This is a genomic window from Sphingomonas sp. GW822-FHT03G08 (assembly GCF_058801135.1).
In genome coordinates this window covers 1,465,496-1,482,822 of sequence record NZ_JBXAMZ010000001.1, presented here as the reverse complement: position 1 = coordinate 1,482,822, position 17,327 = coordinate 1,465,496, and the positions used below count along the sequence as shown (strand labels likewise).

The 17,327-nt window shown below is 64.4% G+C and carries 14 protein-coding genes; 13 read left to right on the top strand and 1 reads right to left on the bottom strand.

Annotation, left to right across the window (positions count from 1 at the left end; genetic code table 11):
• Positions 1–15: 15 nt before the first annotated feature.
• On the bottom strand, positions 16–1,497 hold the full coding sequence (locus AC1RJ5_RS06660; RefSeq protein WP_493112385.1) for a glycosyl hydrolase family 28-related protein: 1,482 nt from the start codon (positions 1,495–1,497) through the stop codon (positions 16–18).
• Between the two features lie 188 nt (positions 1,498–1,685).
• Here AC1RJ5_RS06660 and AC1RJ5_RS06655 point away from each other — a divergent pair, with 188 nt between their 5' ends.
• From AC1RJ5_RS06655 to AC1RJ5_RS06595, 13 genes are all read left to right on the top strand, one after another.
• Entirely contained in the window at positions 1,686–3,086 is a 1,401-nt protein-coding gene (locus AC1RJ5_RS06655; RefSeq protein ID WP_493112383.1) for an O-antigen ligase family protein, read from the top strand.
• Between the two features lie 2 nt (positions 3,087–3,088).
• Positions 3,089–3,817 (top strand): polysaccharide biosynthesis/export family protein, encoded by a 729-nt coding sequence (locus tag AC1RJ5_RS06650; protein ID WP_269574579.1) that lies wholly within the window; start codon positions 3,089–3,091, stop codon positions 3,815–3,817.
• A 28-nt stretch (positions 3,818–3,845) separates the two neighbouring features.
• A complete protein-coding gene (locus AC1RJ5_RS06645; RefSeq protein WP_269574580.1) occupies positions 3,846–6,044 on the top strand; it encodes a GumC family protein in 2,199 nt (732 codons plus the stop codon).
• Between the two features lie 44 nt (positions 6,045–6,088).
• Positions 6,089–7,297: a hypothetical protein gene (locus AC1RJ5_RS06640; RefSeq protein ID WP_269574581.1), complete on the top strand. Its 1,209-nt coding sequence runs from the start codon at positions 6,089–6,091 to the stop codon at positions 7,295–7,297.
• Positions 7,298–7,382: 85 nt separating this feature from the next.
• A complete protein-coding gene (gmd, locus tag AC1RJ5_RS06635) occupies positions 7,383–8,489 on the top strand; it encodes a GDP-mannose 4,6-dehydratase (RefSeq protein WP_184168178.1) in 1,107 nt (368 codons plus the stop codon).
• A 4-nt stretch (positions 8,490–8,493) separates the two neighbouring features.
• Positions 8,494–9,435 carry a GDP-L-fucose synthase family protein gene (locus AC1RJ5_RS06630; protein WP_493112380.1) on the top strand — a complete coding sequence of 314 codons (942 nt, stop codon included), beginning with the start codon at positions 8,494–8,496 and terminating at the stop codon, positions 9,433–9,435.
• A complete protein-coding gene (locus tag AC1RJ5_RS06625; RefSeq protein WP_342248826.1) occupies positions 9,432–10,604 on the top strand; it encodes a DegT/DnrJ/EryC1/StrS family aminotransferase in 1,173 nt (390 codons plus the stop codon). The genes AC1RJ5_RS06630 and AC1RJ5_RS06625 overlap by 4 nt, the downstream gene beginning before the upstream one ends.
• A complete protein-coding gene (locus AC1RJ5_RS06620) occupies positions 10,604–11,350 on the top strand; it encodes an O-fucosyltransferase family protein (protein ID WP_269574584.1) in 747 nt (248 codons plus the stop codon). The genes AC1RJ5_RS06625 and AC1RJ5_RS06620 overlap by 1 nt, the downstream gene beginning before the upstream one ends.
• 1 nt (position 11,351) lies before the next feature.
• Positions 11,352–12,356: a glycosyltransferase family 10 domain-containing protein gene (locus AC1RJ5_RS06615; protein ID WP_269574585.1), complete on the top strand. Its 1,005-nt coding sequence runs from the start codon at positions 11,352–11,354 to the stop codon at positions 12,354–12,356.
• Positions 12,357–12,358: 2 nt separating this feature from the next.
• Positions 12,359–13,360 (top strand): glycosyltransferase, encoded by a 1,002-nt coding sequence (locus AC1RJ5_RS06610; RefSeq protein WP_269576585.1) that lies wholly within the window; start codon positions 12,359–12,361, stop codon positions 13,358–13,360.
• A 28-nt stretch (positions 13,361–13,388) separates the two neighbouring features.
• A complete protein-coding gene (locus AC1RJ5_RS06605; protein WP_493112377.1) occupies positions 13,389–14,516 on the top strand; it encodes an EpsG family protein in 1,128 nt (375 codons plus the stop codon).
• The gene (locus AC1RJ5_RS06600) at positions 14,516–15,826 is read left to right on the top strand and encodes a glycosyltransferase family 4 protein (RefSeq protein ID WP_269574587.1); all 1,311 of its coding nucleotides are present in this window, start codon (positions 14,516–14,518) and stop codon (positions 15,824–15,826) included. Before AC1RJ5_RS06605 ends, AC1RJ5_RS06600 begins: the two co-directional genes overlap by 1 nt.
• The gene (locus tag AC1RJ5_RS06595; protein ID WP_269574588.1) at positions 15,827–17,326 is read left to right on the top strand and encodes a lipid II flippase MurJ; all 1,500 of its coding nucleotides are present in this window, start codon (positions 15,827–15,829) and stop codon (positions 17,324–17,326) included.
• Position 17,327: the final 1 nt, after the last annotated feature.

Genomic DNA, 17,327 nt, shown 5'->3' with positions numbered 1-17,327 from the left:
TGTCCTGCCGTCGGGCTAGGCGCTGCGATAGGATGCCGACATCTGCCAGACCTTCTGCGAGAGATCGTGCTGGCCCATGCCGCCGATGCGGTTGCTTCCCGGCGCAAGGCTGGCGCGCGCGGCGAGGGGCGCGCCATCGGCATTCAGGCTCACCGTGGCCGCCGCCCCGGTGGCGCAGGCGAATGGCATGCCCTCGATGCGCGCAATGGCCGAGCTCACCCCGCCTTCGGCCTCCAGCGTGACGAACACGCGGCGACCGATCCGCTCATAGGTTGCCGAACGAAGCTTCGGGGGCTTGGCCCAGCCGATGAACTTGGGTGTCCAATCGTCTTCGGCGTAGGTGAGCGTTCGGGAAGATACCCCATCGCAGCCGAGCAGCGCCCAGTTGTTGAGCACCGCGGCGGGCGTATAGCTGTCCAGCTTCTCGAATGGCGGATCCATGTAGATGCCATTCACGACGCCCGAGGACCCGTGATCGAAGAAGATCGGGCGGGAGGGCTGGGCGCCGCCGAAGCGCAGCCCCGCGATCGTGACGGCGCGACCAATCACCTTGACTGCATACAGGCATTGGGTGGGGCGGATGCTGAGCAGGTTGAAGTTGCTTGCCGTCTGGACCTGATTCAGGGTCACGACGCTGTCGCTCGGCGGATGGTCGGCGGTCATCGTCTCGACCGCGAGGTTGATGATGGATCCTCCGGGTGAGGAGAAATAACAGCAGCCATCGCAGGTCAGGTTGATGAAATTCGAGAAGTTCGAATGGATGTAATAGGCATATGCCTTGTCGGTTACGCCGGTGACCTCGATATTCCAGAATGTATTGTAGGTGACGTCGATGAACGCGTCCTCGCAATATATGCCATATCTGGATACGCGGCCGGAGATGGTGATGTTCTGCCAGATCGATCGGTAGACCACGCCGCCAATGCGGATGCCGATGCGCGGGTTGATGATGAACAGATCTTCGAAGACGGATTGATTGACGCTCGAATTGACCTTCGTCGTAATGATCTCGATGCCGTCGCTGGCGGAGCCGGGGGTGCCGCAGATCAGTTTCAGGCCCTGGATCCGCAATCCGATAATGCTGGAATTGTCGCGGCAGGATATGCGGATCGCCGGGATCGGGCCGTCACTGTCCAGGTGCAGCAGCGTGTTGTCCGATCCGTCGCCTGAAATCGTGATGTTTTCCTTGATTTCTAGGGTCTTGGTCAGCCGGTAGCGTCCGGCGGGAGCGTGCAGGGCAAAGCCGTGCTCGGAAACGAAGTCGATGGCCTTCTGGAAGGCGCTGGTATCGTCCGAGGTGCCGTGGCCGGTGGCGCCGAAATCAAGCACCGAGACGAAGCCCTGGATCGGCCGGGGCTGCGGTGCGTCCTGCGGTGCGCCGATTATGTCGGGGCCGCCATTCCTGTACAGCGCCCGGGCTGCCACGGGATGCGCGGCCGAGCCTGCGAGTGCGGCCAGCAGCATGCGCCGCGAGGCGTGAGGGGCATCGATCGGCATTCGGGCAGGCTTTCCTTGTGGCGTTTGCGGGTGGCCCTGCCACGATTCCGCGCCGACGTCTTCCCCGTGCGGGGTGGAGCCGGGCCGGGGCGGCGCAGGGGTGCGGTTGACGCTCGTAATGGCCGCATCTAACGCCGTGCCGCCATCCTTCTCGGCAGGCGTTGCCGGCGTCAGAAAGAAAATGCGCGATGATGCAATATATTCGTCAGTTCCGGGCGAAGTTCTGGGTGATAGCGGCATTTCTGGTGCTTGTTTTCTTCATCGGCGGCGGCTCGCGGGACGATGTTGAATCCCTGTTGATCCTGCGGCCTGCTGCGGCGCTGATGTGTTGCTTCGCCCTGTTCTCCCTGCGCATGGAAGAAGTTCGGGCCAATCGGTTCGCGTTTGGCATCGCCGCGGCAGTTGCCGGGCTTTGCATCCTGCACCTCATCCCGTTGCCGCCCGCGCTCTGGCAGAACCTGCCGGGGCGGCAGCTCGCGGTTCAGGTCGATGCAGCTGCCGGCCTGCAGGGCGTGTGGCGGCCGCTGAGCCTGGCGCCGGACGATAGCTGGAACGCCCTGTACAGCCTGCTGGTGCCCTTCGCGATATTCCTGATGGGCGTGCAGCTTCGGCAGCGCGAGTTGCACGCGCTGCTGCCGCTGTTCGTGGCGCTGGGCCTGCTGAGCGGCGTGCTGGGTATCCTCCAGATACTCGGCCCCCCGCACGGGTCGCTGTATCTCTACCGCGTCACCAATGACGGCGCCGCGGTCGGCATGTTCGCCAATCGCAATCACCAGGCGTTGCTGCTTGCGCTGCTGTTTCCGATGCTTGCCACCTACGCGATGCTGCGCGGGGACAAGGGAGAGCGGAGCATCGGGCGTTCGCTGCTGGCCGCTGGAGCCGGGTTGGTCCTCGTGCCGCTGTTGCTGATCACCGGATCGCGCGCGGGCCTGCTGATCGGGATCTGCGGGCTGCTGAGCATCGCCATGATATATCGGCTGCCCAGCACGCGCCGCGGCGGGCGTTCCAAGGCGCTGTGGCGCGACTGGCGCTATTGGGCCGCGGCCGCCGTCGTATCGGCGATGGTCGCGATCGCGGCGCTGAGCTCGAAGGCCGAGGCGCTGAGCCGCCTGCTGGCGGCGGGGCAGGGCAATGATCGCCGTTTCCAGATGTGGGGGCCCATTGCCGAAATGGCATGGAAATACTTCCCGTTCGGGTCCGGCGTCGGCTCGTTCGTCGAGGTATATCAGGTCGATGAACCTAGAAACCTGCTGTCGCTGACCTACACCAACCACGCGCATAATGATTTCCTGGAGATCTGGCTGACTGCAGGCGTGCCGGGCGTAATTCTGCTCTTGCTGGCGGTGGTTTTGCTGGGGCGCAGGATATGGAGCCGCTTCCGTGCTCCGGTGCGCGCCGATGGTGATCTATTTGGCCGCCTGGGCGCATTTCTCGTGGTTTTTGTTGCGCTTGCGAGTCTCGGGGACTATCCGCTTCGTGTCCCGTCGATTTCTTGCCTTTTCGTTGTTGCGGTTTTGTGGGTTTCCGGCGAGAGACGCGCTGTAAAGGACGGCAAGGGCCTCATCGACGATGAGGTAGGAGGGAAATAATCTTGCTGAGTTTTGGTGCTTTTCGCGGGGTCGCGCTGCTGGTCGCCGTTTCCGCGCTCTCGGCCTGTGCCGGTAGTCGTGCACTTGGTGGTGATGCCGGTACGCAGGTGGTGGTCGGCAATGAGCTGCCGCCGCCTTCGCGCGTGGATATCGTCGGCGAAGACCGTCCCTATCTTGTCGGCCCGTTCGACAAGCTGGAGATCGACGTCTTCGGCGTCGAGGAACTGAGCAAGAAGGAAGTCCAGACCGATGCGAGCGGGCGAATTTCGTTCCCGCTGGCGGGGGTGGTGGAGGCTGCCGGCCGCACGCCGGCCGAAATCCAGGACATTCTCCGCGATCGCCTTCGCGCCGCGCATATCCGGGATCCGCAGGTCACGGTGAATCTCAAGGAGACTGTGAGCCAGGTCGTCACCGTGGACGGCCAGGTTCGCGAGCCGGGCCTGTATCCCGTGGTGGGCCGGATGACGCTGATGCGCGCGGTCGCGACTGCCAAGGGCGCCACCGAATATGCGAAGCTCGACTATGTTGTCGTGTTCCGGACGGTGCAGGGGCAGAAATATGCCGCGCTGTATAACCTGAAGGCCATTCGTCAGGGCGCCTATGCGGACCCTGAGGTCTACGCAAACGACGTCGTGGTCGTCGGGGAATCCTACGCGCGCCGCCTCTTCCGCGACTTCATCTCGATCATTCCGCTGGTGACGACTCCGCTGGTCGTGGCCCTTCAAAACTAATCAAACTGACACTCGGATATTTTCCCACATGTCGCAGACAGATACTGAAGGGCACGCGCAGGTTGCTGGGGGCCAGGGTGAGGTGAAGCGGGTATCCTCGCTCGCGCCGCCGCTGCTGCTTCAGTATTGGCAGATCATCAACCGCTGGAAGTGGGTGATCGCGTCGATCCTGGTCGTTTCGGTTGTCCTCGGCTTTGTCGCCACGATGATGATGACGCCGCAATACACCGCGCGTGCGCGCGTGGAGATCAGCCGCGATCAGAAGAATATCACGAAGGTCGAGGGTCTTGAGCCGGCCGATGCGGGCCGCGACCTGGAATTCTACCAGACCCAGTATGCGCTACTCGAGGCGCGCACGCTGGGCGAGCGCGTCGTGCGCAGGCTGCGGCTGGCGAGCAACGATGCGTTCTTTGCCGCGCACGGGATCGATCCCGCCGCCTTTGCCGCCGGCAAGCCTGCCGGCGCGGCGTCGTCGATCGCCGATGAGCGCGAGAAGGCCGCGACCAACTTGGTGCTCGCGCATATCGGCATCGCGCCGGTTCGCGGCTCCGCGCTTGTCGACGTCAGCTACACCAGCGGGTCGCCTGCGCTTTCCGCGGAAATCGCCAATGCCTGGACGCAGCAGTTCATCGAAGCCAGCGCCGACCGTCGCTTCTCGTCGACTGCCGACGCGCGTTCCTTCCTCGAGCGCCAGCTGAACGATCTTCGCGGCAAGCTCGAAAAGTCCGAGCGGGACCTGGTTTCCTATGCGTCGGAGCGCGACATCGTGACGCTCCACCGGACGCAGGGCGCCGATGGCAAGACCCAGGCCGAGCGGACGCTGACGGCGGTCGATCTCGAAGCGCTGAACGATGCCTTGAGCAAGGCGATTGCCGATCGCATCGCGGCGGAGAGCCGGATGAAGAGCGGCGGCTCCGCGGACAGCAATCCGCTTGCGCTCGCCAACTCCGCCCTGTCGCAGCTGCGGCAGCGCCGCGCGGAAGTCGCGTCGGAATATGCCCGCATGCTGGTGCAGTTCGAGCCGCAATATCCGGCGGCGCGGGCGCTGCACGAGCAGCTCGGGGTTCTGGATGCGAGCATTGCCCGTGAGGAGCGTCGCGTAACCGGCCTCGACAGCAATGCGTTCCGCGAGGCAACGCGCCGCGAGGCGGAATTGCGCGAACAGGTCTCGGTGCTGAAGAAGCGGCTCGATGTCGAGCAGCGCGACAGCATCCAGTACAATATCTACCAGCGCGAGGCCGACACCAATCGCCAGCTCTATGATGCGCTGCTGCAGCGCTACAAGGAGATCGGCGTCGCCGGGGTGACCCCGAGCAACATCGCGATCGTCGATACCGCGAAGGTGCCGGCGAAGCCTTCCTCGCCCCGCCTGTTCCTCAATCTCGCTTTGGCGATGCTGGGCGGCCTTGCCTTTGCGGGCATTGCGACGATCGCACTCGATCAGATCGACGAGGGATTGCGCGAGCCGAGCCAGGTCAACCGGGTCCTGCAGGTTCCCTTGCTGGGCAGCGTGCCCGACGTGGAGGGAGAGGACGCGTCGAAGGCGCTGGCCGATGCGAAGTCCGAGCTTTCCGAAGCCTATCTCAGTATTCGCTCCAACCTGTCCTTCTCGACCGATCACGGTGTGCCGCGATCGCTCATGGTCACCAGTACCCGGCCTGCGGAAGGCAAGAGCACGACCGCGTTCGCGCTCGCTACCGTGCTGGGTCGTACCTCGAAGAAGGTCATCCTCGTCGATGCCGACATGCGCCGTCCGTCCGTCCATGGCCTGTTCGGGGTCAAGAACGAGCGCGGTTTGAGCAACTTCCTGGCCGGCGAGAATGATTGGCGTTCGTTCGTCGTCGAGACGCCGCTGCGTGGCGTGTCGATCATGTCGTCGGGCCCGATCCCGCCGAGCGCCGCCGAGCTGCTGAGCAGCGACCGCATGGGCCTTCTGGTCCGTCAGTTGCTCGAAGAGTTCGATCATGTCGTCGTCGACTCCCCGCCGATCCTTGGCCTGGCCGACGCGCCGCTGCTGTCGCGCTCGGTTGAGGGCAGCGTGTTCGTGGTCGAGGCCGAGGGCGTGGCGGTGCGCGGCGTGAAGTCGTCGCTCAGCCGTCTCCAGGATGTCCACGCGCACATCTTCGGCGTGGTGCTGACCAAGCTCAAGCGCCGCCAGGCGGGCTATGGCTATGGGTACGGCTATGGCTATGGCTACGGAAACGATGAGGGCGGCGACGCGCGATGAGCCGTCGGGGATCCCTTCGTGATGCCTTTTCCGACAGGGCCAGAATGGGCCGGGGCATTGCACTTGGGATCCTGGCAGCCGGAATCGGCTATGCGAGCTTCGCCGCCGCGATGGGCTCTGTCTATCGCGGGAGCGATCCGTCCGCGGCACTGCGTTTCGCACCGCATGACAGTGGCGCGCTCGCCGGGATGGCGCAGCGCGTACTGACGACGCCGGATCCTGCCTCGGCGGGGCGGGTGAGCGACCTGGCGCTTCGCTCGATCCGGGCGCAGGCGATCAATCCCAGCGCGATCGCCGCGCTGGGTATCGCCAGGGATCTTCGCGGGGATCAGGCCGGCGCCGCCCGCCTGATCAATCTCGCGCAGCGCGTGGGCCAGCGTACGCGTCTCGCCCAGCTCTGGCTGATCGAATATCACGCCGCGCACAACCAGCTGCCCCAGGTCCTCGTGCAATATGATCTCGCGCTGCGTTCCAGCGAGGGCGCGCGCGACCTGTTGCTGCCCGCGCTTGGCAATGCCTTGTCGGATCCGGAAATCCGCAAGGCGATGAAGCCTTATGTGAAGGCCGGCGCTCCGTGGCTCGTGCCGTTCCTGATCACGCGCGTCGCTGCGCCGGACCAGGATCCTCGCGTGCTGTCGGCGATGATCCTCGAGGACGGGCCGCTTCCGCGTGATTCCGTCTATCGCATCATCGAGATCCAGCTGGTCGACAAATTGGCCGGTGCAGCGGCTTTCGACGAGCTCGAGCGCTTCTATCGCTCGCTGCCTTATGCCGATCTAACCGTTCTGCGCAGCGCCGCGATCGGCGAGCGCGACGCAAGCAGGAAGTTCGGCGCGCTGGGATGGCGTTTGGTCAGCGATCCCGATGCCGGCGCGGAATTCTCCAGTGCCGCCAATGGCCAGACCGGATTCAGTGCCTATGCCAATCCCGGGCATGGCGGCACGGCCGCGAGCAAGCTGCTGTTCCTCGCGCCGGGGCGGTATCGCTTCCAGGCCAAGTACGACAACATCGCCTTGCCCGCGCGGGCAAAGGCCAATTGGATTTTACGCTGCGGAATCGGCGAAGGCAGCCGGATCGTGTGGCAGGGCCGTCCGGTCAACGGAGCGCAATCCGAGGAGATTGACGATTCGATCCTTATCGACGAAGGGTGCCCGCACCAGTTTCTGGAGCTTGATGTGAGCGGGGGCGAAGACCGGCAAGGGGTGACTTTCGACGTGGTGAAGATCGATCTGACGCGCGTCGCTCCTCGTTAGGCTGCTCCTGATTTCCCGCGGCTTTTTCGGACGGCGGTTTCCCAAACGTTTCTAGCGGAGAGAGCCTTCGGGCTCGGTAAGATCTATGAGTTCTGGTCAAAAGGTTGCGCTGATCACCGGAATCACGGGGCAGGACGGATCCTATCTTGCCGAGTTTCTGCTGCAGAAGGGCTATGTCGTCCACGGCATCAAGCGCCGGTCCAGCTCGTTCAACACCGGGCGCATCGACCATATCTTCCAGGACCCGCACGCCCAGGATGTGAACCTGCATCTCCACTATGGCGATCTGGCGGACTCCACGAACCTCATTCGGCTGATGCAGCAGATCCAGCCGGACGAGGTCTATAATCTCGGCGCGCAGAGCCACGTCGCGGTTTCGTTCGAGCTGCCCGAATATACCGCCGACGTCACCGGCGTGGGCGCCCTCCGCGTGCTCGAGGCGATCCGCCTGCTCGGGCTCCAGGAGCGCACGCGCTTCTATCAGGCATCGAGCAGCGAGCTCTATGGCCTGGTGCAGACGGTGCCGCAGACCGAGAAGACGCCCTTCTATCCGCGCAGCCCCTATGCGGTGGCGAAGCTCTACGCCTATTGGATCACGGTGAATTATCGTGAGGCCTATGGGATGTACGCCTGCAACGGCATCCTGTTCAATCATGAGAGCCCGCGCCGCGGCGAGACCTTCGTCACCCGCAAGATCACCCGCGGCCTTTGCAACATCGCGCAGGGGCTCGAGAATTGCCTGTATCTCGGCAATCTCGATGCGAAGCGCGACTGGGGGCATGCGCGCGATTATGTGCGGATGCAGTGGCTCATGCTGCAGCAGGAAACCCCCAAGGACTATGTGATCGCGACCGGCGTGCAGTTCAGCGTCCGCGAATTCCTGACCTGGAGCGCCGAAGGCCTCGGGATCACGCTGCGCTTCGAGGGCGAGGGCGTTGAGGAGCGCGGCATCGTCGAGGCGGTCAGCGGCGACAATGCGCCGGCAGTGAAGCCGGGCGACGTGATCGTGCGCGTCGATCCGAAATATTTCCGTCCGGCCGAAGTCGAGACCCTGCTCGGTGATCCGGCCCTGGCGAAGGACGACCTCGGCTGGCTGCCCGAGATTTCGACCCGCGATCTCTGCGCGGAAATGGTCGAGGCGGATCTCAAGGCGGCGCGTCGCGCTGCGCTCATCGCCCATTCCGGGTATTGAAGGCATGGCCGCATCGGGACTGCTGGAGCCCATCCTTGTAACCGGTGGCACGGGGATGGTCGGGCAGAATCTGCGCGAGCATCCGGCCCTGAGCGGGGCGCGGTTACTCATGCCGGGGCGTGCCGAGCTGGACCTGCGGGACGCAGCCGCGGTGCGCGCCTATATGCAGCTGCATCGGCCGGCCACGGTGATCCATGCTGCCGGCAAGGTGGGCGGCATCCAGGCGAACATGCGGGACCCCGCCGGCTTTCTGATCGAGAATCTCGATCTCGGTCGCAACGTGATCACGGCGGCGGTGGAGGCGGGCGCCTCGGCCGTGCTGAACCTCGCCAGCTCCTGCATCTACCCGCGCGACCGCACGACGCTGCTGCGCGAGGAGGACCTTCTGACCGGTCCGCTGGAGCCGACGAACGAAGGCTATGCGCTGGCCAAGATCGCGGTGCTCAAGCTCGCGGCCTATCTCGACGCAGCCAGCGAGGCGACCTCGCTGAAGTCGGTCATCCCGTGCAACCTCTTCGGACGGCATGACAATTTCAAGCCGGCCAGCTCCCATCTGCTGCCGGCGATCATCCAGAAGGTGCACGGCGCGATCCAGACGGGCGCGGAATCGGTGGAGATCTGGGGCGACGGCACGGCGCGGCGGGAATTCCTGTTCGCGACCGACTTCGCGGATGCCGTGGTGCACTGCCTGCAGAATTTCGATGCGATGCCCGACCTGATGAACATCGGCCTGGGCTTCGACTACAGCATCAACGAATATTATCAGACCGTGGCGGATGTCCTCGGATATTCCGGCGGCTTCCACCACGACCTGGACCGTCCGGTCGGGATGGCGCGGAAAGTCGTCGACGTGTCGCGTCTCGACGCAATGGGGTGGAAGCCCCGCCATGACCTCAAGCAGGCAGTGGGTCTGACTTATGAGTTCTTTCTGAGGAGCGCAGTATGAGCTTTGTTTTCCCGCTGGCGAATTCCACCTGGGACGAAGCTGAATACCAGGCGTTGCAGGACGTGATCGCTTCCGGACACTTCACCATGGGTCCGAAGGTGCAGGCGTTCGAGCGCGCCTTCGCGGACTATCTCGGGGCGAGCTACTCCGTGATGGTCAATTCGGGTTCCTCGGCCAATCTCCTGATGATCGCGGCGCTGTTCTACACGTCGGACGAGAAGCGCCGGCTCAAGCGTGGCGACGAGGTGATCGTTCCGGCGGTTTCCTGGAGCACGACCTACTACCCGCTCCACCAGTATGGCCTGAAGATGAAGTTCGTGGACATCGATCTCGAGACGCTGAATCTCGATCTCGATGCGGTTGAGGCTGCGATCGGCCCGTCGACGCGCGCGATCCTCGCGGTCAATCTTCTCGGCAATCCGAACGATTTTGCGCGCCTCCAGAAGATCTGTGACGCGCATGGCCTGATCCTGCTCGAAGACAATTGTGAATCCCTCGGCGCCGAATTCGACGGCAAGCAGGCAGGCACTTTCGGCCTGATGGGGACCTATAGCTGCTTCTTCAGCCATCACATCTCGACGATGGAAGGCGGCATGGTCTCGACGGACGACGAGGAGCTGTACCACATCCTCCTCTCGCTTCGCGCGCATGGCTGGACGCGCAATCTGCCGCGCGTGAACCATATCTGCTCCGACAAGTCGGATGACTATTTCGAGGAAGCCTTCCGCTTCATCCTTCCGGGCTACAATCTTCGCCCGTTGGAGATGTCTGGTGCCCTGGGCATCTGCCAGGTGGAGAAGCTGCCGGGGCTAATCGCCGCGCGGCGGGAAAATGGTGCGCTTCTGCAGGCTGCCCTGTCTCAGCATCCGGACCTGATGATACAGCGGGAGACCGGAAAGAGCAGCTGGTTCGGCTTCAGCCTCGTCGTGCGGCCGGGCCGGAATCTCACGCGCAGCCGGTTGCTGGGGGCGTTGCATGCGAAGGGATTCGAATGCCGCCCGATCGTGGCCGGGAATTTCGCTGCCAAGGAGGTGGTGAAGTACATGGATCACGAAGTGCACGGCCGGCTGACCGCCGCGGACCATGTGGATGCGCACGGCGTGTTCGTGGGCAACCACCATTATCCGATACCCGATGCCATTGAGGCGCTCGCCTCGCTCGAGATCTGATGCCGGTTGTCGTTCGAACCCATGGTGGCCTGGGCAATCAACTGTTCCAGCTGCTCTTCGCCCGCCTGTTCGCGGCGGAGCGGGGCGAGCGGCTGTACCAGATCCACGACCTGAACTACCCGCACCGCTTCACGCAGAGCGACGAACTCCCGTACGAGGCGCCCGCCGGCTGGATGCGCGCGCTCTCGGCTGCCCGGCTGCCCAAGATCGCCGCACGGCTCGGCGCGAAGCGGGAATGGATCGCGCTTCCGGGCGTCACGCTGCTCGACGGCTATTTCCAGTCGAGCCGGGACTATGCCCGCTTCTCGCCCCAGGCGGTCGCGAGCGCCCTGGCCGACCTGCGCCTGGATCTCGCCATTCCGGGCGAAAAGCTCTATCCGTTCGGCGTGCATCTGCGCCTCGGCGACTTTTTCGCCGACCGCGCCGCTGCCATCGCGCATGTCCAGTCGCGCATGGCAGCGATCCCGAGAGGAGCCGCCCTGCTTACCAACGATGAAGCGCTGCTCTCGTCGCCCGAACTCGCGCCGCTGCTGGCCGAGCGCGAAGCCCATGTCGTGACGACGGCGGGCATGAAGAGCGAGGACGTGTTGCGGACCTTCTGCCGCTTCGGTGCGATCGACGGGAACAACAGCACCTTGCTGTTCTGGGCTTCGGTGCTCGGCGACACCGACGCCAGCTTCGATGACCCGAGGCTTGCCGAGACCCAGGCATTGCTGCGTGCTACCCTGGCCGGGGAGAAGGCCTGACATGCGCGCGCGTGTGAACCTGCTCACCCGGCATGCCTATCCGCTGTACACCCAGCATATCGGCGCGCAATTTTCCGAGAAGGTCGAGCTCGTCGAGAATGGAGACGGCGGCGACTGGGACCTCGCGATCGTATTCGAAGGCATGTCGGTCCCGGCAGCGCTGACGGTGCGCGAAGGCGGGCTTGTCTTCGTTTCGGGCGAGCCGCCGGAGATCGGCATCTATCCGCCGGGCTTCCTCGCGCAGTTCGATCGCGTCTATTCGGCCAAGCCGGGGCGCCACCCCGATGCGGTGCGCATCCAGCACTTCAACAACTGGCATTTCGGCTACAATGGCAGCGAGCAGAGCTATCGCTACGACCACGCGGCGCTCCGGGCACTGCCGATACCCGAGAAGACGCGCGACATCTCGGTCGTGACGTCGAACCTTTCCTACCTGCCCAACCATTTCAAGCGGTTGCGCCTGATCGAGCGGTTCCGGCAGCGCTTTGGCGAGCGCATCGACTTCTTCGGCCGCCCGCACCGGTTCGTCGAGTACAAGGACGAAGCGCTGCTGCCCTATCGCTTCCATCTCTGCTTCGAGAACAGCGGCGTGCCGGGGCTCTGGACGGAGAAGATCGCCGATCCGATCCTGGGTTATGCGGTGCCCATCTATGCCGGCGCCCCCGATATCGAGAAATTCTTCCCGGGCGCGGTGATCCGGCTCGACCTAGACGATCCGGCCGCGGCGGAGGCCGTGGTGGCGAACGTGCTCGACCATGCCGAGGAGATCTACCAGGCGCGCCTGCCGGCGCTGATCGAGGCACGCCGGCGCCTGATCGAGGAGCATGATCTCACGGCCCTGATCCTGGCGGAACTGGGCCGCGTTCAGGACGCGCCGCCGCGCACGGTGCGGCTTGCGCCGCCCCAGGCCTTTGCCGATTTCAATTGGCGGGAACTGGGCTCGAGGATGCACCGACGCATGCGGACGCTCGCGACGCGGGCCGCATATCGCCTACGGGGCTGGTGACCATGCCGGAAGGACACAGCCCAGCACCGCAGCGTACGCCGGGGCTGTCGTTCGTGGTCCCGGTCTACCGCGTCGAGGAATTCATCGCCGCATGCGTGGAGAGCATCATCCGCGAGCCGGAGTTCGCCGATCGGTGCGAACTGATCCTGGTCGATGACGGGAGCCCCGATGACAGCATCCGCATCGCGCAGGCGATCTGTGGGATGCTGCCGAACGTCACGATCATAACCCAGGAGAACAAGGGGCTCAGCGAAGCGCGGAATACCGGCATACGCGCCGCCCGGGGCGATTATATCTGGTTCGTCGACAGCGATGACGAGGTGCTGCCCGGCGCGACCGGCCAGATCCTCGATCGCGCGGCGGTCGGCGTGGACATGCTCGCGCTGAATTTCGAGACGATCGGCGGCACGCTGGTGCGCGGGGTGTTCAGCGAGAATTGCGAGCAGGCGATCCCGGGCACCGATTTCCTGATGAGCGGCAATCCGCCGATGCCCGTGCAATTCTATGTCTTCCGGCGGGGCTTGCTGGCCGAGCATGACCTTTGGTTCGAACCCGGCATCTATCACGAGGATGCGCTGTTCACACCTCAGGCGATGCTCTGCGCCAGGAAACTGCTGAGGATCGAGCGGCCGGCCTATCTCTATCGGATGCGCCCCGGCTCGATCATGGCGGCGAGCAATCCGGTGAAGCATGTCCGGGACATGATCCATATCGTCCTGAAGCTGCGCGGGGTGGCGATGCGGGCGGACGTCGGACGGGCCGGCCGCCAGGCCATCGAGCGACAGATCGGATTTGCGGTCAGCGGCGTGCGATATTATTGGCGCAGGACTAGTGGAGTGGAGCGGCGGGGCGTGAAGCGGGTTCCCGAATTCGTGCAGGCGGTGACCGCGAGTTCGAGCGGCTTCACCGCGAAGCACCTCGGCGTGGCCATGCTGTTCCTTCCACTGATGAGCGTTCAATGGATTCTCGCCCGGCTGAAGCGGGCGGGCGGCAAGTTGGCGTGACCGCGGCAGCGCTGCCTGGGATTGAGACATGACGCTCGCATATATTGTTTATTTTGGCCTTATCATCTCGCTGGCGCTCGTCTGGCAGTTGCCGCGATGGTATTCGACGGCGAGCGGAGACTTCTCCCAATCGGGAGCCAATATCGCGTCCGTGATCACCGTCGTGCTGGTCACGGTGGTGATCGGTTTCCGCTACGCGGTGGGCGGAGACTTCTTCGGCTATATCGATTATTACACCTACACCACCATGTACGACACGCCGTCGACGGTGTATTTCGAGCCGGGGTTCCTTTATCTAATCCAGTTTCTGAAGCTCTTTTCGTTCCCGCCACAGGCGATCATTGCCGCCACCACCTGCGTCCAGTGCATTCTGCTGGTGGCCTGGCTTCGCAAGCGGGTCGATCTCGCCGCGCTCGTGATCTTCTATATTTTCTCCACGCTGCTGATCTTCGAGGTCAACAGCACGATCCGGCAGGGCGTGGCGTTCTTCGCGATCCTGGTCGCGCTTGACGCGATCAATCGCCGCAACGTGTTTCTCTTCGGCGCGATGATCTTCCTGGCGTTTCTGTTTCACCGCAGCGCCATCGTCTTCTTCCCGATCGGCCTGATGCTCTGGCGCGTCTCGCTGCCGCCGGTCTCGCTGCAATTGGGCGGGCTGATGCTCGCCTATTTCATGACCCAGCTCTTCTCGGACCAGGTGATCTTCCTGTTCTCCTATCTCGCGCCGATGCTGGACTATACCTCCTATGGCCGGACCTCCCGATCGGACCTGCTGCTGACCGGGGGCTATGATTCCTACGGCATCGCGGCTTTCTTCTGGATGATCGTCGATATCATCCTGATCCTGTTCTCCCGCAGGACGGCGGCGCGCTGGGCCGATCAGGGCTATGCGCGCTATCACTATCTCTTCCTGGTCGCCGCGATCCTGACGCCGGTGAACACCAGCTGGGGCTTCATCCCGTTCGCGCGCGCGCTGTTCTACTTCAACGGCATGCGCGCGATCTGCCTGGCGTTCCTGACCGCAGACCTCCTGTCGCGCAGGTCGCTTCGGGATGCGAGTTTCGCCGCCGCGCTGCTGGTGATGTTCACGGCGTGGCTGGTCGTCGGCATCGCGCGCGGCGCCGCCTGGGCTTCTCCCTATCAGTTCGCCTTCTGATGCACGGCCTGGCCGAAACCAGTTCGGATGATCCGCCACCGCCGCGCCGGCGGGTGCTGCTGCTGGCCTATATGATCTCGCCGCGGCGGGGCTCGGAATATTCGGTGACCTGGAATCACATCCAGGCGATGAAGAAATGGTGCGACATCACCCTGCTGTACGGCACGTCGGGGCCGCATATGGGCGATGACGACGATATGGCCGCGGTCCGCGACGTGCTCGACAAGGATGTCGACTATGTCTTCGTCCAGCCCCCGCGGCTGGCGTCGATCCTGAACCGCTTCAACCGCAAGGGTTTCCTCCTCTACAGCTTCTACCTGGCCTATGCGGTGTGGCATCGCGAGGCGGGCAGGGTGGCCAGGCGCCTTTGCGCCGAGCGCGATTTCGACCTGGTCCATTATCTCGGGCCGATCGGCTATCGCGAGCCGGGGCATTTGTGGAAGCTGGACAAACCCTATGTCTGGGGCCCGATCGGCGGCGCCACGAATTTCCCCTGGCAGCTGCGCCGCGCGATGCCGGCGAGCGGGCTGGCCAAGCTCTCGCTGCGGGCGATGGTCAACGGTTTTCAACTCCGCTTCAGCGGGCGGGTGCGCAAGGCGCTCAAGCGCGCCGATTTCCTGTTCACCGCCACGAGCGAGAACCAGGCGATCTTCAAGCGGATACACGGCGTATCCAGCCGCTACATGCCCGAGAACGGCATCGTGGGGCCGTTGACGCTGGATACCAGCAAGTTCCCGGCAAAGCCGATCCGCGTTGCCTGGATCGGCAGCATCGAGGCGCGCAAGGGGCTACCGATCCTGCTCGGCGCGATCGGGCAGCTGAAGGATCGCCACGCCTATCATTTCGACATCATCGGGGATGGCCCGATGATGTCGTCGATGCAGGAAGCCGCGATCCAGGCGGGTATCGATGACGTGATCACCTGGCACGGCCAGATTCCGCGGGAGACGGTGTCCGAGCTGTTCCGCAGCGCGCATCTGCACGTCGTGACCGGGCTCAACGAGGGCAATCCGACCACCATCTGGGAAGCGATGGAGAATTGCGTCCCGCTGATGGCCCTGGACCATTGCGGCATGCACGACACCGTCGGCGGCGGCTATGGGATCAAGCTGCCGGTCGAGAGCCTCGATGCGATCGAGCGCAACATGGCGGAGGCGCTGGAGGCGCTGGCGGAGCGCCCGGAGAAGCTCCGCGAGATGGCCGAGGCCTGTGCCCGCGAATGCACCGTGTTCCGCTGGGACAGCCGCGAGAAGGTGATCCTGGAGGCCTATGAGGCGGCGATCGCAACCTATCATGCCAAGGGGCGCTAGATGGCGGTCCAGCTGGATTTCGTCGGCCTGATCACGGTACGCGGGCTGAAGCTTGGCGTCGGCCTGGTCACCATCTTCGTGTTCGCCCGGATTTTCGGCGTAAGTGCCATGTACGACGCCTGGGTCTGGTCGCTGGGCCTGGTGAACGCGATCAGCCTGATGGTGTTCGGCCCCTTCGTCGAGACCTTTCGGGCCACCTATGCTAAGTTCCAGCACGGCGAAGGGCAGGCGGCCGCCGACAAGTACATAGCGTCGGTCAGCGTCGGCGTGGTCGTGGGCGCGCTGGTGATCGGCCTCGGCCTGGTCGCGCTGCTCAGCCTGTCGGACGACATGTTCGGGCTCGCGTCCACCGGCGGCCTGACCGGGGACGCGACCAGGTTCGTATTGCTGCTGCTGCCGGGCCTGGTGCTTTCCCAGCTGGTCGCGGTGCTCACCGCCTATATGAATTGCGTCGGCGTGGTCTATCGGCCGGAAATCGCCGGAACGCTCGGGGGGGCGATCGGCACTGCCTTCATCGTGCTCTTTCCGCGACTGCCGGCGGTGGAGCTGCTCCTCGTCTCCTATTATCTCGGCGTCCTCGCGCCGCTCGCCGTCTCGTTCGATTTCCTTCGCACAGTGGTTTCCCGGCTACGGCAGCTGAAATGGAGCGAGCTGCGCTTCTATGTCAGGGCGGCCACGCTGGTCGCGCTGCCGCTGTTCGTGCCCTATCTGCTGGGGCAGGCGAGCGGGCTGCTGGAGCGTCAATATGCGGCGCTCGCCGGCGTCGGCGGATTGTCGGTTCTCAGCTATGCGCTGTTCGCGCGCTCGACGCTGCAGGCGGTGTTCACCAGCGCGCTGGCATCGCTCGCGCTGCCCCAGCTCTCCCATGCATTCCAGCGCGACGGAGAGGCGGCGTTTCGCGGCGTGACCGACATATGGGTGCGGCAGTGCCTGCTGGTTGGCGGCGCCGCGGTGGTGTTCCTCTACGGCTTTTCGGACATCGCAGTGACGATTCTGTTCGGGAAGCACGGCCTGAGCAATTCCGCGCTGGCGCTCGCGCCGCTCCTGCGCTGGTACGCGCCCGCGCTGGTCTCGGTGATCCTGTACCTGCTGGGCGGGGTGAGCCTGCTCGCGGCGGGGAAGGGGAAGTCCTATGCCTTTGCCGGGTCGCTCGGGCAGGTGGTATCGATGGCGATGGTCGTCGGCTTCTTCCCGCGGCTCGGCCTCGTCGCGCTGCCGCTCGCCCTGTGCGTGTCGCACGCCATCGCGGCGGCGCTGATGTTCCGTGCGGCGGGGCGCGGAGCGTTGCGGGACCTCGGCGTGCTTGCGCTCCCCCGACTCGCGGTGATGGCCCTGGCCGCGATCGGCCTGCGCGAGATCGACCTGCTGCTTGCCCTCGATGCCCAGGCGCTGACCGTCAGGATCGTGTTCTCCGGCCTGGTCTTCGCCCTGCTGGCGGGCATTGTCTGGTTCGTCGAGCATCGGATGTTCGCTTCCGGAACCGCCGCGGCGGAGTCCTGAC